The organism is Bradyrhizobium sp. T-1 (assembly GCF_053592855.1).
Genome location: NZ_CM132115.1, coordinates 6,351,415 through 6,367,726, shown reverse-complemented (window position 1 = coordinate 6,367,726; position 16,312 = coordinate 6,351,415). Strand labels below are relative to the sequence as shown.

The 16,312-nt window shown below is 63.9% G+C and carries 23 protein-coding genes and 1 pseudogene; 15 read left to right on the top strand and 9 right to left on the bottom strand.

Going from position 1 to position 16,312, the window contains the following annotated elements; genetic code table 11:
• The first annotated feature begins 169 nt into the window (after positions 1 to 169).
• Complete coding sequence (locus ACWAT4_RS30535) at positions 170 to 463, top strand: hypothetical protein (protein ID WP_449728773.1); 294 nt, start codon at positions 170 to 172, stop codon at positions 461 to 463.
• 5 nt (positions 464 to 468) lie between these two features.
• On the opposite strand, the gene ACWAT4_RS30530 is transcribed toward ACWAT4_RS30535, so the two are convergent.
• Positions 469 to 981 (bottom strand): DUF4142 domain-containing protein, encoded by a 513-nt coding sequence (locus tag ACWAT4_RS30530; RefSeq protein WP_449728772.1) that lies wholly within the window; start codon positions 979 to 981, stop codon positions 469 to 471.
• Positions 982 to 1,115: 134 nt separating this feature from the next.
• Between ACWAT4_RS30530 and ACWAT4_RS30525 the strand changes: the two genes are divergently transcribed.
• The 3 genes from ACWAT4_RS30525 to ACWAT4_RS30515 all read left to right on the top strand — a co-directional run bounded on the left by ACWAT4_RS30525 (position 1,116) and on the right by ACWAT4_RS30515 (position 1,846).
• Positions 1,116 to 1,310, top strand: a complete 195-nt coding sequence (locus tag ACWAT4_RS30525; protein ID WP_212424771.1) for a hypothetical protein — start codon at positions 1,116 to 1,118, stop codon at positions 1,308 to 1,310.
• Between the two features lie 113 nt (positions 1,311 to 1,423).
• Positions 1,424 to 1,555, top strand: a complete 132-nt coding sequence (locus tag ACWAT4_RS30520; RefSeq protein WP_283815599.1) for a hypothetical protein — start codon at positions 1,424 to 1,426, stop codon at positions 1,553 to 1,555.
• A gap of 84 nt (positions 1,556 to 1,639) precedes the next feature.
• On the top strand, positions 1,640 to 1,846 hold the full coding sequence (locus ACWAT4_RS30515) for a hypothetical protein (protein ID WP_449728771.1): 207 nt from the start codon (positions 1,640 to 1,642) through the stop codon (positions 1,844 to 1,846).
• A 134-nt stretch (positions 1,847 to 1,980) separates the two neighbouring features.
• On the opposite strand, the gene ACWAT4_RS30510 is transcribed toward ACWAT4_RS30515, so the two are convergent.
• The gene (locus tag ACWAT4_RS30510) at positions 1,981 to 2,229 is read right to left on the bottom strand and encodes a hypothetical protein (RefSeq protein ID WP_212297670.1); all 249 of its coding nucleotides are present in this window, start codon (positions 2,227 to 2,229) and stop codon (positions 1,981 to 1,983) included.
• Positions 2,230 to 2,402: 173 nt separating this feature from the next.
• On the opposite strand from ACWAT4_RS30510, the gene ACWAT4_RS30505 reads away from it, so the two are divergent.
• Positions 2,403 to 2,561 (top strand): hypothetical protein, encoded by a 159-nt coding sequence (locus ACWAT4_RS30505; RefSeq protein ID WP_212297671.1) that lies wholly within the window; start codon positions 2,403 to 2,405, stop codon positions 2,559 to 2,561.
• Positions 2,545 to 2,739: a hypothetical protein gene (locus tag ACWAT4_RS30500; protein WP_449728770.1), complete on the top strand. Its 195-nt coding sequence runs from the start codon at positions 2,545 to 2,547 to the stop codon at positions 2,737 to 2,739. Before ACWAT4_RS30505 ends, ACWAT4_RS30500 begins: the two co-directional genes overlap by 17 nt.
• A gap of 6 nt (positions 2,740 to 2,745) precedes the next feature.
• Here the strand turns inward: ACWAT4_RS30500 and ACWAT4_RS30495 are convergent, their stop codons facing one another.
• The 6 genes and pseudogenes from ACWAT4_RS30495 to ACWAT4_RS30470 all read right to left on the bottom strand — a co-directional run bounded on the left by ACWAT4_RS30495 (position 2,746) and on the right by ACWAT4_RS30470 (position 6,778).
• Complete coding sequence (locus tag ACWAT4_RS30495; protein ID WP_449728769.1) at positions 2,746 to 3,195, bottom strand: hypothetical protein; 450 nt, start codon at positions 3,193 to 3,195, stop codon at positions 2,746 to 2,748.
• On the bottom strand, positions 3,195 to 3,542 hold the full coding sequence (locus ACWAT4_RS30490) for a DUF3147 family protein (protein WP_449728768.1): 348 nt from the start codon (positions 3,540 to 3,542) through the stop codon (positions 3,195 to 3,197). Before ACWAT4_RS30490 ends, ACWAT4_RS30495 begins: the two co-directional genes overlap by 1 nt.
• Positions 3,539 to 4,123: a phosphatase PAP2 family protein gene (locus tag ACWAT4_RS30485; protein WP_449731286.1), complete on the bottom strand. Its 585-nt coding sequence runs from the start codon at positions 4,121 to 4,123 to the stop codon at positions 3,539 to 3,541. The genes ACWAT4_RS30490 and ACWAT4_RS30485 overlap by 4 nt, the downstream gene beginning before the upstream one ends.
• Positions 4,124 to 4,228: 105 nt before the next feature.
• Positions 4,229 to 4,682: pseudogene (locus ACWAT4_RS30480) on the bottom strand (SDR family oxidoreductase); the annotation flags it as partial.
• 72 nt (positions 4,683 to 4,754) lie between these two features.
• Entirely contained in the window at positions 4,755 to 4,982 is a 228-nt protein-coding gene (locus ACWAT4_RS30475; protein ID WP_128953211.1) for a hypothetical protein, read from the bottom strand.
• Positions 4,983 to 4,990: 8 nt separating this feature from the next.
• Positions 4,991 to 6,778 (bottom strand): thiamine pyrophosphate-requiring protein, encoded by a 1,788-nt coding sequence (locus ACWAT4_RS30470; RefSeq protein WP_449728767.1) that lies wholly within the window; start codon positions 6,776 to 6,778, stop codon positions 4,991 to 4,993.
• Between the two features lie 140 nt (positions 6,779 to 6,918).
• Between ACWAT4_RS30470 and ACWAT4_RS30465 the strand changes: the two genes are divergently transcribed.
• The 4 genes from ACWAT4_RS30465 (at position 6,919) to ACWAT4_RS30450 (ending at position 10,439) form a co-directional block, all read left to right on the top strand.
• On the top strand, positions 6,919 to 7,293 hold the full coding sequence (locus tag ACWAT4_RS30465; RefSeq protein ID WP_212297676.1) for a PRC-barrel domain-containing protein: 375 nt from the start codon (positions 6,919 to 6,921) through the stop codon (positions 7,291 to 7,293).
• A gap of 26 nt (positions 7,294 to 7,319) precedes the next feature.
• Positions 7,320 to 7,478 (top strand): hypothetical protein, encoded by a 159-nt coding sequence (locus ACWAT4_RS30460; protein ID WP_449728766.1) that lies wholly within the window; start codon positions 7,320 to 7,322, stop codon positions 7,476 to 7,478.
• Positions 7,479 to 7,665: 187 nt separating this feature from the next.
• Complete coding sequence (locus ACWAT4_RS30455; RefSeq protein WP_449728765.1) at positions 7,666 to 8,823, top strand: HlyD family secretion protein; 1,158 nt, start codon at positions 7,666 to 7,668, stop codon at positions 8,821 to 8,823.
• Entirely contained in the window at positions 8,820 to 10,439 is a 1,620-nt protein-coding gene (locus ACWAT4_RS30450) for a DHA2 family efflux MFS transporter permease subunit (protein ID WP_449728764.1), read from the top strand. Before ACWAT4_RS30455 ends, ACWAT4_RS30450 begins: the two co-directional genes overlap by 4 nt.
• Before the next feature lie 60 nt (positions 10,440 to 10,499).
• Here ACWAT4_RS30450 and ACWAT4_RS30445 read toward each other — a convergent pair whose 3' ends face one another.
• On the bottom strand, positions 10,500 to 10,964 hold the full coding sequence (locus ACWAT4_RS30445) for a winged helix-turn-helix transcriptional regulator (RefSeq protein WP_449728763.1): 465 nt from the start codon (positions 10,962 to 10,964) through the stop codon (positions 10,500 to 10,502).
• Between the two features lie 151 nt (positions 10,965 to 11,115).
• Between ACWAT4_RS30445 and ACWAT4_RS30440 the strand changes: the two genes are divergently transcribed.
• The 5 genes from ACWAT4_RS30440 (at position 11,116) to ACWAT4_RS30420 (ending at position 16,292) form a co-directional block, all read left to right on the top strand.
• Positions 11,116 to 11,853 carry an SDR family oxidoreductase gene (locus ACWAT4_RS30440; protein WP_212424778.1) on the top strand — a complete coding sequence of 246 codons (738 nt, stop codon included), beginning with the start codon at positions 11,116 to 11,118 and terminating at the stop codon, positions 11,851 to 11,853.
• A 63-nt stretch (positions 11,854 to 11,916) separates the two neighbouring features.
• A complete protein-coding gene (locus ACWAT4_RS30435; protein WP_212424779.1) occupies positions 11,917 to 12,918 on the top strand; it encodes an NAD(P)H-dependent flavin oxidoreductase in 1,002 nt (333 codons plus the stop codon).
• A gap of 107 nt (positions 12,919 to 13,025) precedes the next feature.
• Positions 13,026 to 13,445 carry a hypothetical protein gene (locus tag ACWAT4_RS30430; protein ID WP_449728762.1) on the top strand — a complete coding sequence of 140 codons (420 nt, stop codon included), beginning with the start codon at positions 13,026 to 13,028 and terminating at the stop codon, positions 13,443 to 13,445.
• 118 nt (positions 13,446 to 13,563) lie between these two features.
• Positions 13,564 to 15,129 carry an alkaline phosphatase D family protein gene (locus ACWAT4_RS30425; RefSeq protein WP_449728761.1) on the top strand — a complete coding sequence of 522 codons (1,566 nt, stop codon included), beginning with the start codon at positions 13,564 to 13,566 and terminating at the stop codon, positions 15,127 to 15,129.
• Positions 15,130 to 15,473: 344 nt separating this feature from the next.
• Positions 15,474 to 16,292: an aldo/keto reductase gene (locus tag ACWAT4_RS30420; protein WP_449728760.1), complete on the top strand. Its 819-nt coding sequence runs from the start codon at positions 15,474 to 15,476 to the stop codon at positions 16,290 to 16,292.
• Positions 16,293 to 16,312 lie beyond the last annotated feature (20 nt).

Genomic DNA, 16,312 nt, shown 5'->3' with positions numbered 1-16,312 from the left:
TGCCGTGCTCAGCCCGAGGAAGCTAACGGCGAGGATTGCCCAGGGTTCCATCCGATTGCAGAAAAACTCCGAGCCGCATGCTCTTCCTGTTCTGAAACCTCGGCGCCCTGCGGCTTAGGAACGCCGGCATAGTCCGCGAGGTTAGCCCGCAAAGACAGGGAGAGCGCATATGAAAGCCGGATTGGCCGTCTTCGTCGCCGCATTGTTCGCCGCCGGATCGGCACTTGCGCAAGGTGCGCCAAGTGGGCGCGGGGCCGTCACGGGCGATCCCGCTGCCAGCTCCGCCGCGCCGCAGGCGGGTTCGCAGACAACGGGGACCGCCAACAGGTCAAACCCCAGCGGCAGCGGCACCTCGACCTCGGGTGGCAAGGATGCCAATGGCGACGCCGGGCGGGACAAGATGCCCGACAGCGATCGTACCGTCCGTCCGATGGACCAGCAGCATCATCCGCAGGACAAGTAAGGCTGCTATTTGTCGGCCATCGTGCGCTCCGCGTCCTTCAACTGCGCACGCAGCACCGGCAGATGCTCGCGCGCGAAGGTGGCGAGCGCGGGATTGTCGGGCGTCCTCAGATAGCGCTCGAGCAAGGTGATTGCGGTTTCATATTCGGGAATTTGGGCGGCATAGAAGTTTCTGACATACGCTGGCCCGTCCGTATCGTCGGGCTTGGCGAGGCTGACGCCAGCTGACGCCGTCTTGCTCACGCGCGGCTCGGCCCCGATGGTGTTCTGAATCTCCTTCAGCCTCCTGTCGCGTTTGGCCGCCTCTTCGGCGCGCAAGGCGGCGAGGTTCTTGACCTCGGCATTGCCTTTCAGGTCGGTGCTCTCCAATAGGGCCTGCTGGAAGCGGCTGAAGGCGTAGAGGCCGCTAATGACCATCGTCGCGTCAGGCGCGCGGTCGCCGCGCATCTGCTCGCCGGTGCTGTCGGCAAGCGCCGCGGTACTGAAGAAAGCCAGAAAAAGCACGACGAATATCCGCATGATTCTCCAATGACCAATGGCGTGCTAAGTTCCGTCTGAAGTTACGATCCCGTAAGGGGCGGTTGCAGGGCAGGGGTTCCATGCCCAAGTGTTGTCCATGAAGCAGTCTGACATCTCATGCCCAAGTGTTGTCCATGAAGCAGTCTGACATCTTCAGGGACAACGCCGAGAACTGCCTGCAACTGGCTGAGCGCTCGGACGGACGACCCGCTTATAATCGCTATTCGCGGATGGCGGACGCCTGGACGGCCCTCGCGAAAGAGCAGGACTGGCTTGATGGCGAAGTCCCGCCCGTCAAGGTCAACGTCCTGCGCAGCCAGGATGCTTGATTGATCTCGTTTTCGTGACTCCGGGTGTGAGACCGCTCACGGAATGAGCGGCATCGATCAGCAATCATACGGGAATAGTCGATCGCGTTGATTTTTCCAGAAGGAGGTTTGCGATGGCTCCACGTCTGGCACTTCTCTCACTCATTCTCGCCTTTGGCGTTTCGGTCGCGTTCGCGACGGTGACGACTGTCCGGCAGGTGCATCAGGAAAATGCATCGGTTGTGGTTCACGCGGCGCACAGCTAGCGCCGCGCGCCCTCGCCCATTTCGGAACATTCGACGCCCCGATGCGTAAGCGCTGCGAGGCATCGGAAGAGGCGAGAGGACAACATGGCACATTCCGACCACGGCATCGTCAGGGACAAGCGCGCGGAAGAGCAGCCGCGCGACAAGCAGCGTGCGCAGACCGCGCACAAGACGGACCAGAAGGGCTCGCCATCGCGCGAAGCGACACGGGATCCCAAGCTCAATGATGACAGCAAGACGCCCGGTTCGGGCATGACGCCGGACGATTCCGGCGCGGCGCCCAGCGGCTAATCGCGCGAGGAACGAAAGGCCTCGCGAAGAGTCGACGGATTGCTTCCGGTGACATGCCCCCGGTGCTCCGGAAGCAATCTCCAAGGACGGCCCTGGCACCCACCGTGCCGGGGCCGTTTTGCCTTGTGGGATGATCAGTCTTCGTTGCCGCTCTCTGGCTCGCCCTGGGTATGGCCGTCAGGGCCGCGGCCGAACACGCCGAAGCTGCTCGACTTCACCCCGGCCCCCGCATCGACGCCCGCGGCAGCCAGTCCAAACTTGAGCAGCTCACGCACCGCGGCCGCTCGCGTCGGCATGCGATGCCTAAACCGGAAATCATCCAAGGCGGCCAGCTCTTCCGGCGAAAGCATGACCTGAAGCCGTTCGGCGCGAAGGTCGTTCATGGTCAATCACGCAAAATGTGCAGGTTGAGTAGTTTACTCAACGAACGAATTTGGAGGGGGTTCCACAAGAGTCGGCAGAATCACCAAATGAGTAAAAATACTCAATAAAATCAATGAGATAATATTGAAACGACTATGCCCTTGGCGCATTCTCTTGGAAAGGGAGAGCCGCCATGACGGATGAAGTCAGGTTACCCCGCAAACTTTCCGAGGAGCCCGAGGCGCCGAAGCCGGTGCGCCCGAGCCACCAGAAGGTCATCGATCAGGTCGAGCGCTGGGCCAACAGCCCCGGCCTGCAACCACCAAGGATGGAAGATGCGAAAACGATCTGAGCCCCACACCTTCGAACAACGCCTCGACGCGCAGAGACTGCGGCTCGAGCATGAGCTGTCGCGCCTGCCGGACGGTCATCAACGGGATTCCGTCGTTGCGCGCATCGATCAGTTGCACACTGCGGCCGAGATGTACGATTTCCTGATGGTGCGGGGAGAGACCGCCGCCTCTCGCTGATCGCCTTCAGCGTTCGGCCTGCGTGGTATGAGACGGGCTGCGCAGCTTCCGCCTTAGCCAACAGGCCGACACCGACACGGCAGCCCATACCAGGATGGCGCCGGCAAATGCCCCGACCACACTCGCCGTAACCAGGGTCCAGAAGGTCGCAGCGAACGCCGCAAGACCAATGCTTCCCAGGCCGGCACCCGCAGCATCGAGAGCTGCAGCCTGCCGTCCGCGTCTTCGTCCCGGCAGACCCGCCTTCTCCTTGGCCCGGCGCTCATGGCTTTCGATCAGCGTCGCGCTGGCGCAGAAGATGGCCGGGAGCGCGAGGAAGAGCCCGCCGATGGCGACGCCGCCACGCGCGCTCACGAACCCTGCGAAAACCGTCGCCGCTCCGCCGAGCAAGAAGCGAACGCCGTACTCGTACCAACGCGTTTGCTTCAGAGCCGACGATGACAGCTTGACCGGCATCACGCGGCACCTCCGAAACCCGCCAGCAGGGCAAACGCAACCGCCAGCCATACGGCGAAGGCAATGACGGTGGCAGGCAGTGCCGTGACACGAAATCTCATCAGGAGATGGCAGACGGCGAGGCTGTAGCAGGCGAGGGCTGCAGCTCCATAGATCATGGTCCAGCTTTCCGCCGCAGCATATTGCGCCCCGTGTTGGACGACCGCGATGCCCAGCGTCGCCAGCGCCACCGATGGAGCCGCTCCGAGGAGGCCACCGAAGCTCTTGGGCCGCAACATGTCGCCGAGGATTGCGAAGGCTGACACGATCACGCCGCCGGCGATGAAGCGGACGATATACTCGGTCATGACCGTGCTCGCCGATCCGCCGGACTCCTGCTGCGTCCTGCGAGTGTCCACGGCCTCAGCATCCGCTCGACGACGATGCCCAGGGTGAAGCCCGCGACGACGTCGCTGGCCCAATGTGCCAGCAGCGCGATGCGCGTCAATGACAGGGCTGCGGCGATGCTGCGCACGAGACGTCGCCGTGTCGGCGGCAGCAGGCCGGCCGCCGATGCCAGCGCGCCCATGTGCACGGCATGGCCGGACGGAAAGGCATCGGCTGCCTGTCCGGAGAATGGGATGCCGCGGCGATGGCCTTGCACGGTCAGCCGGTCCGGCCTGACCTGATCGAACACGGATTTCAGGACGTGAGGAAGTATCGCGGTCACCAGCGAGACCGCGAGGATGTGATTGGCTGCACGGCGCTCGTCGGGTGGCCGAAGCCGGGCGTAGAGCCATCCCGTCGCGGCGAGGGCGAGCAGCACATGCTCGTCCGCGCCCCAAGTCAGCGCCTCGGCAGTCTGCTCGAGCTCCGGGTTGGTGTGATCGGCGATCGCATTGGCGAGCGCGATATCGATCCGTGTGGGTTTGACTGTTACGAGCGCCATCGGTCCAGGCTGGAGTCCAAGTCTGACGACAAGGCTGGCGAAACGGTTTTCACGACGGATTTTTAAAGCTCGGGCGCCGATGATGGTTCCTGAGCAGAGGCGTTTCGGCTGTCCCGATCCGCCCGCGGAGCCATAGACCTGGCCGGGACTTGGCCGGTCGCATCGGTCGCGGCGAGCTGTACGTAGATCGAGGCGAGCTCGGCGGGCTGGCCGGGACGGCCCATCGGGGTCATGCCGCCGAATTTTTCAAGCTTCTCGATCGTAGCGCCACCGGAGACCTGGAGCGGCGTCCAGATCGGACCCGGGGCGACGCCGTTGACGCGAATACCCTTGGAAGCAAGCTGCTTCGCCAGTGACTTCACGTAGTTCATCGTCGCCGCCCTGGTCTGTGCGTAGTCGTAAAGATCGGGCGAGGGATCGTAAGCCTGCTCGGATGCCTGCCGACGATGCAGGATCCCGGCTTGAGATGTGGTAGCGCGGCCTTGATGATCCAGAACGGTGCGTAGACGTTGGTCCTCATGGTCGCGTCGAAATCTTCCGACGAGACCTCGAGGATGGACGCGCCGTGCCTGCTGACCCGCTGGTTTTGGCGTGACCGGTGACCATCTGCACAGCCTCGGGACCGAGGTTCCTAATCTGTCGGATGGCGACCGGTGCGCGGATTGATCGGATCGGTCGGCTTCCGCCGCAACCGTTCGGGCAGGAACGGTTCGGATGGCGAGGCCGATGGTTCGGCACGCACGTCGGCGTGACGCTGCGCGCGCTCATGCGGCGTCTGGTTGGTGTTGATCTGGCGCTTCACGTCGACGCCGTCGACGGGATCGTTGACGCCATGTTGAATGTCACGGAAGTCGCTCATGGTTCACCTCATTCTTTTCCCGGCAGGATTTTTTCCAGCACCTGCCGGGCGGCCCCCTTGATCACGCTGCTTTCGTTGGGGTCGCCCTTCATCAAAGCGAGCGAAAAATTCTTAGCCTGCTGCAGGGTGATGTGCGGCGGCAGCGGCGGCACCTCGGGATCGGTCTTCACCTCGAGCACGACCGGCATCTCGCTCGCCAGCGCCTGCTCCCAGGCCGAGCCGAGCAATTGCGGGCTGTCGACGAAGATGCCGTTGAGGCCGATCATCTCGGCGAAGCGAGAGTAGGGCACGTCGGGGATGCGCTGGGAGCCCTCGAACTTGGGGTCGCCATTGATGATGCGCTGCTCCCAGGTCACTTGATTGAGATCTTCGTTGTTGAAGACACAGACGATGAAGCGCGGATCCTTCCAGGATCGCCAGTATTTCGCCGCGGTGATCAGCTCGGCCATATTGTTCATCTGCATGGCGCCGTCGCCGACCAATGCGATCACCGGCCGGTCCGGATGGGCGTATTTCGCGGCGATCGCATAAGGCACCGCAGCCCCCATCGAGGCGAGACCGCCCGAGAGCGAGGCCGTCATGCCGCGTCGTATTTTCAAGTCGCGCGCAAACCAGTTGGCGCAGGAGCCGGAATCGCTGGTGATGATGGCGCGCTCGGGCAGGCGCGGCGACAGTTCCCAGGCGACAAGCTGCGGATTGATCGGCGCGGCTGGCTGACGCGCACGGTCGTCCAGCGTCTTCCACCATTCGACGACATCATCCGCGATGCCTTCGCGCCAGGCGCCGTCGCTCTTGGGTGCGAGCCGCGGCAGCAAGCTTCGCAAGGTCTCGGCGGCATCGCCGACGAGGCTGACCTCCATGGGGAAACGGATCGACGTCATGCCGGCGTCGAGGTCGATCTGCACGCCGCGTGCGGCGCCTTCCTTCGGAAGGAATTCCGCGTAAGGGAACGCGGAGCCGACCATCAGCAGCGTGTCGCACTCCATCATCATGTTGTAGCTGGGCTCGGTGCCGAGCAGGCCGATTGAGCCCGTCACCCATGGCAGGTCGTCCGGCAGTGCCGCCTTGCCGAGCAGTGCCTTGGCGCAGCCGGCGGACAGGCGGTCGGCCACCGCGATCACTTCGTCGGTGGCCTGCAGCGCGCCGGCACCGACCAGCATCGCAACCTTCTTGCCGGCGTTGAGCACCTCCGCGGCATGATCGAGCTCGGCCTCGCGCGGGATCACGCGCGGGGCACTGTAGCCGACACCGGAGTGCAGAGTGCCGTGTGCGCGAGGCGGCCCTTCGTACGGTTCTTCCTGGAGATCGTTGGGCAGGATGATCGCGGTCGGGGCGCGGCGTGCGAGCGCGATACGCACCGCGCGATCGATCAAATGCCGCACCTGGGCGGGCGAGGATGCCTGCGCGACATAGGCGCCCGCGACGTCCTTGAACATCGAGACGAGATCGAGTTCCTGCTGGTAGCTCCCGCCAAGCGCGTTTCGCGCTTGCTGGCCGACGATCGCCAGCACCGGCTGGTGATCGAGCAGTGCGTCATAGAGTCCCGTAATCAGATGCGAAGCCCCGGGGCCGGATGTCGCGATACAGACGCCGAGCTCGCCGGAAAACTTGGCATAGGCGCTCGCCATGAACGCCGCCATCTCCTCGTGCCTGGCTTGCACGAATCCGATCCTGCCCTCGGCCCGGTTCATCGCGCCGAATACGCCGTTGATGCCATCGCCGGGGTAACCGAAGATGTGACGTACGCCCCACTGATGCAGACGCTCGATGATGAAGTCGGAGACGGTTTGGGCCATTGCGGCGCGGCTCCCGGTTTCCTGATCTGAACCAAGAACAGCGCCCTTCCGTCGATGTTCCTGTCTGGCCGCCGCGCCTTCTGGAACGATCCCGCCGTCACGCAAGTTGGTCCACTCATTGGCTGAGTGGGAGAATCAAAATGTTGAATCAAGGCGAACTGGGCCGCAGCGAGATGGGCCGGCTGATCGGCAGCGACAAGGTCGAGGGAACATCGGTCTACGGCACCGATCGCAACCGGATCGGTTCGATCGAACGCGTGATGATCGACAAGGTCAGCGGCAAGGTATCCTACGCCGTGCTCGGCTTCGGCGGATTTTTGGGCCTCGGCAACGATCACTATCCGTTGCCCTGGCAGTCGCTGAAATACGACACGGAGCTCGGTGGCTACGTCACGGGCATCACGGCCAAGGCCCTCGAGGGCGCGCCGAAGTATGGCGAGCGCAGCGACTGGAACTGGGGCGATGACGCCGCGACGCGCGGCATCAACGCCTATTACGGTGTTCCCTTCGCGTAGAGACATCACGGATAGAGGGAGATTTCATGAGTAAGGAAAAGCCCACCGACGATCCCCGGCAGCAGAACGACTGGGGATCGCATGCCCAGACGGACAAGCCCTGGAAGGGCAACCCGGAGAAGGAGCAGGCGACGGGTGAGAAAAAGCCCGACCTGGAGAAGTGGCACGAGACCAAGACGCACTGACGGTCTGCGCCAGGTCACCAAGCAGCGCGGCACCGACGGTGCCGCGCTCTTCTTTGCGCGATGCATTCACGAATGACTGCGCTGCTCCCGCAGCCGGGAACCATGCCTCAGGCCTGCGGTTAGGCCCCGGCATGTGCGCATCGCCAAGCCGTTCGCCCCAGCCACAATTCCGATCGAGGTGTTCGCAGTGGATGCTCAAACCCGGGAGCGTGGGCCGTCCGCGGAGCTGCCCCAGAAGGTGGAAGCTCCAAAGAATTCGCCTGATGCCAAGCAGCAGACCAGGGATCAGTCCGGGACGCCGGACAAGACCCCGTCGCTGCGCGAGCGGCTTGCCGAGCACTGGCTGCTCGCAACCGTCGGTGCCGTCGTTCTGATCGCCGCGCTGGTCGGCGCTCTGCTCTATTGGCTCGAGGTTCGCCACTATGAATCCACCGACGACGCTTTCGTCGCCGCGCGCAGCTTTTCGGTGGCCTCGAAAGTCGGCGGCTACGTGACCGAAATTGCGGTCACGGACAATCAGCATGTCAATGCGGGCGACCTTCTCGCCAGGATCGACGAGCGCGATTACCGCATCGCCCTCGATCAGGCCAATGCGCAGGTCGAGGTCTCCAAGGCCAACATCGCCAATGTCGAGGCGCAGATCGATTCCCAGAAAGAGCAGATCAAGCAGTCGCAGGCGCAGCTCGAACAGGCGCAGGCGCAGCTCCAATTCTCGCAGGAGGAATCCGCGCGCGCCCAGGATCTGGTCGAAAAGGGCGCCGGCACCGTGCAGCGTCAGCAGCAGACCCGCTCGGATCTTCAGGCCCAGCAAGCCAATACCGAGCGCGCCAAGACCGCGGTGATCGCCGCGCAGGTCGGCATCAAGACGTTGCAGGCGCAACTCGAGGGCGCCAAGGCGCAGCTCGAGCAGTCGCAGGCTCAGCTCGATCAGGCCAGGCTGAACCTGCAATACACGCGCGTCGTCGCCGCGCAATCCGGCCGCGTCGTCAAGCTGTCCGGCGCCAAGGGCACGTTCGTCACGGCAGGGCAGAGCCTGATGATGTTCGTCCCCGACGAGGTCTGGGTCGTCGCCAACTACAAGGAAACCCAGCTCAGCGACATGCGGCCGGGCCAGCCGGTCGAGATCCGCATCGACGCCTATCCCGGGCGCAAGCTGACCGGCCATGTCGATTCCGTGCAGCCGGGCTCGGGCACCGCCTTCAGCCTGCTGCCGGCGGAGAACGCTACCGGCAACTACGTCAAGGTGGTGCAGCGCGTCCCGGTGAAGATCGTGGTCGACGATTGGCCGGCCGATCTGCCTGTCGGTCCCGGCATGTCGGTCGTGCCCTGGACCAGGGTGCGATGACCGACGCCACGCAGGACGGTGCCTACGCCGGAGGCTGGTCGCCGGAACGCTCGGCGGCGGGTGGACACAATCCATACCTCATCGCCTTCGTGGTCTCGATCGCGACCTTCATGGAGGTGCTCGACACCACCATCGCCAATGTCGCGCTGCGCCATATCGCCGGCGGGCTCGCGGTCGGTATCGACGAGAGCACTTACGTCATCACCAGCTATCTCGTCGCCAACGCCATCGTGCTGTCGATCTCGGGTTGGCTGTCGACCGTGATTGGTCGCAAACGCTTCTACATGATGTGCGTGGCGACATTCTCGGTGGCGTCATTGTTGTGCGGCTTCGCCTGGAATCTGCAGTCGCTGGTGCTGTTCCGCATTCTGCAAGGCCTCGGCGGTGGCGGCATGGCGACCAGCGAGCAGGCGATCCTCGCCGACTCCTTTCCGCCGCGGAAGCGGGGGCAGGCCTTTGCCATCTATGGCGTCGCCGTGGTCGTCGCGCCGGTGATCGGGCCGACGCTCGGCGGCTGGATCACCGATACCTACAGCTGGCACTGGGTCTTCCTGATCAACGTGCCGATGGGGCTGCTCTCGCTGTTCCTGGTCGGCACCTTGGTCAAGGAGCCGTCGGGCGCGGAGGAGGAGAGGGAGAGGCTGCTGAGCAAGGGCCTGCGCGTCGACTATGTCGGCTTCGCGCTGGTTGCGATCGGGCTCGGCTCGCTCGAATACGTGCTCGACGAGGGCCAGCGCAATGACTGGTTCGGCTCCAACATGATCATCTTCTTCGCGGTGCTGTCGGGGGCGTCATTGCTCGCGCTGATCCCGTGGGAGCTGACGCGCGAAGAGCCGATCATCGATCTCCGTCTGCTTGGCCGCCGGCAATTCGGCGCCTGCTTCCTGGTCATGCTCGGCACCGGCGCGGTGTTGATCTCGACCACGCAGCTCCTGCCGCAATTGCTTCAGACCGAGCTGAATTACACGGCGCTGCTGGCCGGCCTCGCTCTGTCGCCCGGCGGCATCGCAACGCTGATGCTGATGCCGGTCGTGGGCCGCCTGGTTGGCACGGTGCAGCCCAAATATCTCATCATGTTCGGCGCAACGGCCGTCGCGCTCTCGATGTGGCATCTGACGGGGCTGAACGGCGATATCACCTATGGCTACGCGGCGCTGTCGCGCATCTTCCTCGCAATCGGCCTTCCGTTCCTGTTCCTGCCGGTGACGACGGCCTCCTACGACGGCGTGCCACCGGACAAGACCAACCAGGCCTCCGCGCTGATCAACGTCGCCCGCAATATCGGCGGCTCCATGGGCGTTGCGCTGGCGCAGACGGTTCTGGCGCAGCGCCAGCAATTCCATCAAAGCCGACTGATCGAGCACGCCGCGCCATCCGACCTCGGTTATCAGCAGAGCATCGATACGATGACGCGCTTCTTCCAGGCCCACGGCTCAAATGCGAGCGACGCCGCCTCGCAGGCGGTCGCCTGGGTCGGCCGGACCTTGCAACAGCAGGTCGACCTGCTCGCCTATATCGACGTCTTCTGGACGCTCGCGATCATTGCCGTTCTGATGATCCCGACCGCGGTCGTGTTGCGTCCGATCGATCTCGGCGCGCCGGCGAAGGGGCATTGAGGAGGCCTCAGTGTCATCGCCCGGCTTGAGCCGGGGCATGACAGCTGTATCCGGAGTGGCTTAGGCGATCGCTTCCTTCCGCCCCGGCCCCGGATGCACATGCACCTGCTTCGCGTGCAGCGGCTCGCCGCATTCCGAGCACACCATCACCGGATCGAACTGTTTGCCGCAAGTCTTGTGCTCGTGCAGCAGCGGGCGGCCGCGCTCGTCGCCCATGTGGGTGTCGCCCCAATGCACCATCGCCATGATGATCGGATAGAGATCGAGCCCCTTCTGCGTGAGGATGTATTCGTAGCGCTTCGGCGCCTCGGAATAAGGGACGCGGCGCAGGATGCCGAAGCGCACCAGCTTCTTCAGCCGCTCCGACAGAAGATGCCGCGTGATCTGCAGCGCGGACTGGAACGCCTCGAAGCGGCGCACACGCAGAAAACACTCGCGCAGGATCAGAAGCGTCCAGCGATCGCCGATCACGGCAATGGTGCGGGAGAGCGAGCAGGGCTCCTCGTCCAGCGTGTCCCACTTCATGATTCCCTCTCCGGCCTTGATCTCATAAGTCTGAAAAAGGAACTGACTTGAAAGATCTACAAAATATTAGCGTAATACCTTGGAGTTTGACAGTTCTATTTTAGAACTATAGCCTCCGCTTCAATCCACGATCTCACCGGAGGAGGCGACCTTGCCCAAGCGAAATGCGACCGCAGCCGTGATCGGGGCCGGCGATTTCATCGGCTCGGAGATCGCCAAGAAATTCGCAGCCGAAGGCTTCTCGATCTATGCGGGCCGCCGCAACGGCGACAAGCTCGCGCCGCTCGTGAAGGATATCGAGGCGGCCGGCGGCGAGATCCACGCGCGCTCGCTGGACGCGCGGAAGGAAGAGGAGATCATCTCCTTCCTCACCGATGCCGATAAGCACGCGCCGCTGGAGGTCTGCATCTTCAATGTCGGCGCCAACGTCAATTTCCCGATTCTCGACACCACCGAGCGCGTGTTTCGGAAAGTGTGGGAGATGGCTTGCTATTCCGGCTTCCTCGCAGGGCGCGAGGCAGCACGGCTGATGCTGCCGCGCGGCGGCGGCAACATCTTCTTCACCGGCGCGACTGCCAGCTTGCGCGGTGGCAGCGGCTTTGCCGCGTTTGCGAGTGCCAAGTTCGGACTGCGCGCGGTGGCGCAGGCGATGGCGCGCGAGCTCGGGCCAAAGAACATCCACGTTGCCCATCTCATCATCGATTCCGGCGTCGACACCGAATGGGTGCGGCAGCGCCGGCTCGAGTCGCTCGGGCCGAGCGCGCTGGACAATCCCGATCTGCTGATGCCGCCGTCGGCCGTCGCCGAGTCCTATTGGCAGCTTTATCAGCAGCCGAAGAGCGCCTGGACCTTCGAGATGGAGATCCGCCCGTTCGGCGAGAAATGGTGACGGCGGGACGAGACTACGGTTAGACTGATCTCAACATCAGCGAAATTCCGGGAGGACAACTAAGTGAAGACCGCGATCACCGAACTGTTCGGCATCGAGCACCCCATCATCCAGGGCGGCATGCATTTCGTCGGCTTTGCGGAGCTGGCGGCCGCCGTCTCCAATGCCGGCGGGCTCGGCATCATCACGGGCCTGACGCAAAAGACGCCGGAGCTGCTTGCCAGGGAGATCGCGCGCTGCCGCGACATGACCGACAAGCCGTTCGGCGTGAACCTCACCTTCCTGCCGACCTTCGCGGCGCCGCCTTATCCGGAATACATCGCAGCCATCGTCGAGGGCGGCATCAAGGCGGTGGAGACCGCGGGCCGCAGTCCGGAGCAGTACATGCCGGCGCTGAAGGCCGCAGGCATCAAGGTGATCCACAAATGCACGTCGGTCCGTCATTCGCTGAAAGCCGAACGGATCGGCTGCGACGCGGTCAGCGTCGATGGTTTCGAGTGCGGCGGCCATCCTGGCGAGGACGACATTCCCAACATGATCCTGCTGCCGCGCGCGGCAGAGGAGTTGAAGATCCCGTTCGTGGCCTCCGGCGGCATGGCCGACGGGCGCAGCCTTGTCGCGGCGCTGTCGCTGGGCGCGGCGGGCATGAACATGGGCACGCGCTTCATTGCGACCAAGGAAGCGCCTGTGCATCAGAACGTGAAGGACGCGCTGGTCGCGGCGACCGAGCTCGACACCCGGCTGATCATGCGGGCCCTGCGCAACACCGAGCGCGTGCTGAAGAACGCCAACGTCGATCGCCTGCTCGAGATCGAGCGTGCCAAGGGTGACAAGCTCACGATCGACGACATTCACGACCAGGTCGCGGGCGTCTATCCCAAGATCATGCTGGACGGGCAGATGGACGCCGGTGCCTGGAGCTGCGGCATGGTCGCCGGCCTGATTCACGATATCCCCACCTGCAAGGAGCTCGTCGATCGCATCATGACCGAGGCGGAACAAATCATCCGCAGCCGCCTGATGGGGTTCCTGGACGGGACGGGGGCGACGCGAAAGGTCGCCTGACACCACGAAACTTCTTAACCACGGCGGCAATTGACCGCTGGAATTGCGCGCGACGCCTCCTAAATAGGAGTAAATTACTCCTTAACAATCAATTTCAGGAGGCGTCCGTGGTCCTGAAAAGCGCTCCTTTCGTCGTTGCCTTTGCCCTCGTGCTCGCATGGGGCGGCATCGCGCGCGCTGACGACTACAAGCCTGACGAATATCTCAGCCTCGATCTCCCCAAGGCCGTGCTGTCGCCGAAGCGGCTTGGGCCGGAGACGCAGTTCGCTCCTGTCGCGCTGGAAGCGCGCGGCGGCAAAGAGGCACAAGCGCGCGCCGAACCGGTCGACGTGCCGAAGAAGATTGCGGCCGAACGCGTGAAGGCTTCGGAGCCGAAGGTCGCGCATGCGAGAAGCGCGCAGCCGCGTGGCGCAGCCCGCACCAAGCTCGCGCATCGTCACGGCAATCCCTTGGACGCGCAGGCCATGGACACCCGCATCCAGACCTGGCCGTGCCGCTCAGGCGGAATCTGCAACTGGAAGCATTAGTCCCATCCGAGACCGTCATCCCCGCGTCGCAAAACCGTAGGCTCCGAGTCAAGAAACCGTAAGGCAGCCGACAAACGGCGCAGGCACCTTCCGTCGCGATTCGACGAAGGTCTCCTTGATGGCAACGCAACGCGCCTCGCGCGCATGGACCCGGCGACAGTTTTTGGTCCGCTCCACGTCTTCTCTCGCTGTCGCCGCACTCGCAAAGACCAGTATCAGCCGCGCCGCTGACCGTCCGCAGATCGCTGGAGGTATTCAGTCGGGCGATGTCTCCGATGGCTCGGCCGTGATCTGGGCGCGTGCTGATCGACCTGCGCGGATGCAGGTGGAGTGCTCGACCGTCGAGAGCTTTAAGACCATTGTTGCGTCCGGGGCGCGCGACGCTCTGCCCGACGCAGACTTCACGACCAAACTGCAGCTCGACGATCTGCCGCCCGGGCAGGACATCTTCTATCGCGTGCGCTTCGAGGACATTGCGACCGGAATCGCCGGCGAGAGCCGCATCGGCCATTTTCGCACCGCGCCGGCGGCAAGCCAGTCGATCTCGTTCCTGTGGTCTGGCGACGTCGCGGGGCAGGGCTGGGGTATCGACATCTCGCGCGGCGGCTATCGCTGCTATCGTACCATGCTCGACAACCATCCAGATTTCTTCATCCACTCCGGCGACCATATCTATGCCGACTGCACGATCCCGTCCGAGCAAAAGCTGCCGAACGGGGAGATCTGGCGCAACGTCGTGACCGAGGAGAAGGCGCACGTCGCGCATACGCTGGCGCAGTTCCGCGGAAACTACAAATACAATCATCTCGACGAGCATTTTCGCGCCTTTCACGCGCAAGTGCCGATGTTCGCGCAATGGGACGATCACGAGGTCACCAACGACTGGTCGCCGAGCGGCAGCTATGACGCGGCCGGCTATGAGGACGACGGCACGCCGCGCCTCATCGCGCGTGCCCGCCGCGCCTTCTTCGACTTCATGCCGATCCGCGACATCGGCGTGCGGCAGGGCCGGATCTATCGCAAGATCCCCTATGGCCCGCTGCTCGACGTCTTCATGATCGACATGCGCAGCTATCGCGACGATAGCTGGAACAAGGGCCGCGACCAGCGCGGCTGGATTCTCGGCGCCGAGCAGCTCGCCTGGCTGAAGCGGGAGCTCGCCGCCTCACGTGCGACCTGGAAGGTGATCGCGGCCGATTTGCCGATCGGGCTGATCAGCCTCGATGCCGTCGCGCTCGGTGACGGCCTGCCCGACAGGCGCGAGCACGAGATCGCCGATCTGCTCGCATCCATCAAGCGCGCAGGCGTTCGCAACGTCGTCTGGCTCACCGCCGACATGCACTACACCGCCGCCCATTACTACGATCCGAACAAGGCGCAGTTTAGGGAATTCGAACCGTTCTGGGAGTTCGTCTCCGGCCCCCTCCATGCAGGCACCTGGGGTCCCGGCGAGCTCGACAACACCTTTGGCCCCGTGGCGATGTACCGGAACGGTTGCAGCGAAGCCCAGGGCGAGAACCTCGCGCCCTGCTTCGGCCTGCAGTTCTTCGGCCGCGTCGACATCGACGGCACCAGCGGCGTGATGACCGTGACCTTGAAGGACGTCGACAACCGCGACCTCTGGTCGGTCGACATCGCGCCGCAACCGCAGGCGCGCCCGGCGGTGGTAGCCCAGCATTCGTGACGGACGCAGGCTGGTTCGACCTCTCCCGCTTGCGGGAGAGGTCGGCGCGTCCCGGGCGATGCGAAGCATCGTCCCGCGCGCCGGGTGAGGGCTTTCTCCCCTTGGGGATTGTCCCGTTGCGGATGCACCCTCTCCCCAACCCTCTCCCGCAAGCGGGAGAGGGCGCTCACCGCGCTTGTGGCGATCATCGAACCTAGTCGCTCCTAACCCGATCTTGATTGGCCGCCACGCGCCGGCCGCGCTATGATGCCCGTTCCCGCCATCTCTTTTCCATCACCAAAGAGTCTGCTTACGCGGCATGCCGCGCGTATCAGGCGGGCTGAAATGCCTCAGGAGCCTGTTCAATGGACCATCTGAAAACACAGGGCATCAGCATGCCCAAGCTCGGCCTCGGCACCTTCCGCATGCAGGGCGATGCCTGCCGCGCCGCGGTCGAGAGCGCGCTCTCGATCGGCTATCGCCATATCGACACCGCCGAAATGTACGCCAACGAAGAGGCCATCGGCGCCGCACTTGCGACGGCCTCCGTGCCGCGCGGCGAGCTGCACGTCACGACCAAGGTCTGGCACGAGAATCTTAGCCCCGATGCGATCCGCCGCGCCTGCGACGCCAGCCTGAAGAAGCTCAGGCTCGACCATGTCGATCTCTATCTCGTGCACTGGCCGTCGAAATCTGCGAACTGGGGTGCGGTGTTCGAGACCCTGATGAAGCTGAAGGAGGACGGACGCACGCGCGCGATCGGCGTTGCCAATTTCACCACGGCGCTGCTCAAGATCGCGATCGAGGACGTCAAGGCGCCGATCGCCTGCAACCAGATCGAATATCACGCGATGCTGGATCAATCGAAGGTGCTGGCCTATCTCAACGCCAAATCGATCCCGCTCGTCGCCTATTGCCCGCTCGCGCAGGGACGTTTTGCCTCGGACCCGGTGTTGGCCGAAATCGGTGCCACGCACAACGCGAGCGCCGCACAGGTCGCCTTGAAATGGCTGCTCGACCAGGACGGCGTCGCCGCGATCCCGAAGGCCTCGCGCCGCGAGAGCCAGCAGGCCAATCTCGATGCGCTGAAGATCACGCTTGATGATGCCGACCGCAAGAAGATCGCGGCGCTGCCGAAGGACAAGCGCTGCGTCAATCCCGGCTTCGGGCCGGCCTGGGATTAGAGCGCGTACTCATGAAGGCG

Coding starts and splice junctions, on each gene's coding strand:
- ACWAT4_RS30535 (WP_449728773.1), top strand. CDS start 170: ATGAAAGCCGGATTGGCCGTCTTCGTCGCCGCATTGTTCGCCGCCGGA.
- ACWAT4_RS30530 (WP_449728772.1), bottom strand. CDS start 981: ATGCGGATATTCGTCGTGCTTTTTCTGGCTTTCTTCAGTACCGCGGCG.
- ACWAT4_RS30525 (WP_212424771.1), top strand. CDS start 1,116: ATGAAGCAGTCTGACATCTTCAGGGACAACGCCGAGAACTGCCTGCAA.
- ACWAT4_RS30520 (WP_283815599.1), top strand. CDS start 1,424: ATGGCTCCACGTCTGGCACTTCTCTCACTCATTCTCGCCTTTGGCGTT.
- ACWAT4_RS30515 (WP_449728771.1), top strand. CDS start 1,640: ATGGCACATTCCGACCACGGCATCGTCAGGGACAAGCGCGCGGAAGAG.
- ACWAT4_RS30510 (WP_212297670.1), bottom strand. CDS start 2,229: ATGAACGACCTTCGCGCCGAACGGCTTCAGGTCATGCTTTCGCCGGAA.
- ACWAT4_RS30505 (WP_212297671.1), top strand. CDS start 2,403: ATGACGGATGAAGTCAGGTTACCCCGCAAACTTTCCGAGGAGCCCGAG.
- ACWAT4_RS30500 (WP_449728770.1), top strand. CDS start 2,545: ATGCGAAAACGATCTGAGCCCCACACCTTCGAACAACGCCTCGACGCG.
- ACWAT4_RS30495 (WP_449728769.1), bottom strand. CDS start 3,195: ATGCCGGTCAAGCTGTCATCGTCGGCTCTGAAGCAAACGCGTTGGTAC.
- ACWAT4_RS30490 (WP_449728768.1), bottom strand. CDS start 3,542: ATGACCGAGTATATCGTCCGCTTCATCGCCGGCGGCGTGATCGTGTCA.
- ACWAT4_RS30485 (WP_449731286.1), bottom strand. CDS start 4,123: ATGGCGCTCGTAACAGTCAAACCCACACGGATCGATATCGCGCTCGCC.
- ACWAT4_RS30475 (WP_128953211.1), bottom strand. CDS start 4,982: ATGAGCGACTTCCGTGACATTCAACATGGCGTCAACGATCCCGTCGAC.
- ACWAT4_RS30470 (WP_449728767.1), bottom strand. CDS start 6,778: ATGGCCCAAACCGTCTCCGACTTCATCATCGAGCGTCTGCATCAGTGG.
- ACWAT4_RS30465 (WP_212297676.1), top strand. CDS start 6,919: ATGTTGAATCAAGGCGAACTGGGCCGCAGCGAGATGGGCCGGCTGATC.
- ACWAT4_RS30460 (WP_449728766.1), top strand. CDS start 7,320: ATGAGTAAGGAAAAGCCCACCGACGATCCCCGGCAGCAGAACGACTGG.
- ACWAT4_RS30450 (WP_449728764.1), top strand. CDS start 8,820: ATGACCGACGCCACGCAGGACGGTGCCTACGCCGGAGGCTGGTCGCCG.
- ACWAT4_RS30445 (WP_449728763.1), bottom strand. CDS start 10,964: ATGAAGTGGGACACGCTGGACGAGGAGCCCTGCTCGCTCTCCCGCACC.
- ACWAT4_RS30425 (WP_449728761.1), top strand. CDS start 13,564: ATGGCAACGCAACGCGCCTCGCGCGCATGGACCCGGCGACAGTTTTTG.
- ACWAT4_RS30420 (WP_449728760.1), top strand. CDS start 15,474: ATGGACCATCTGAAAACACAGGGCATCAGCATGCCCAAGCTCGGCCTC.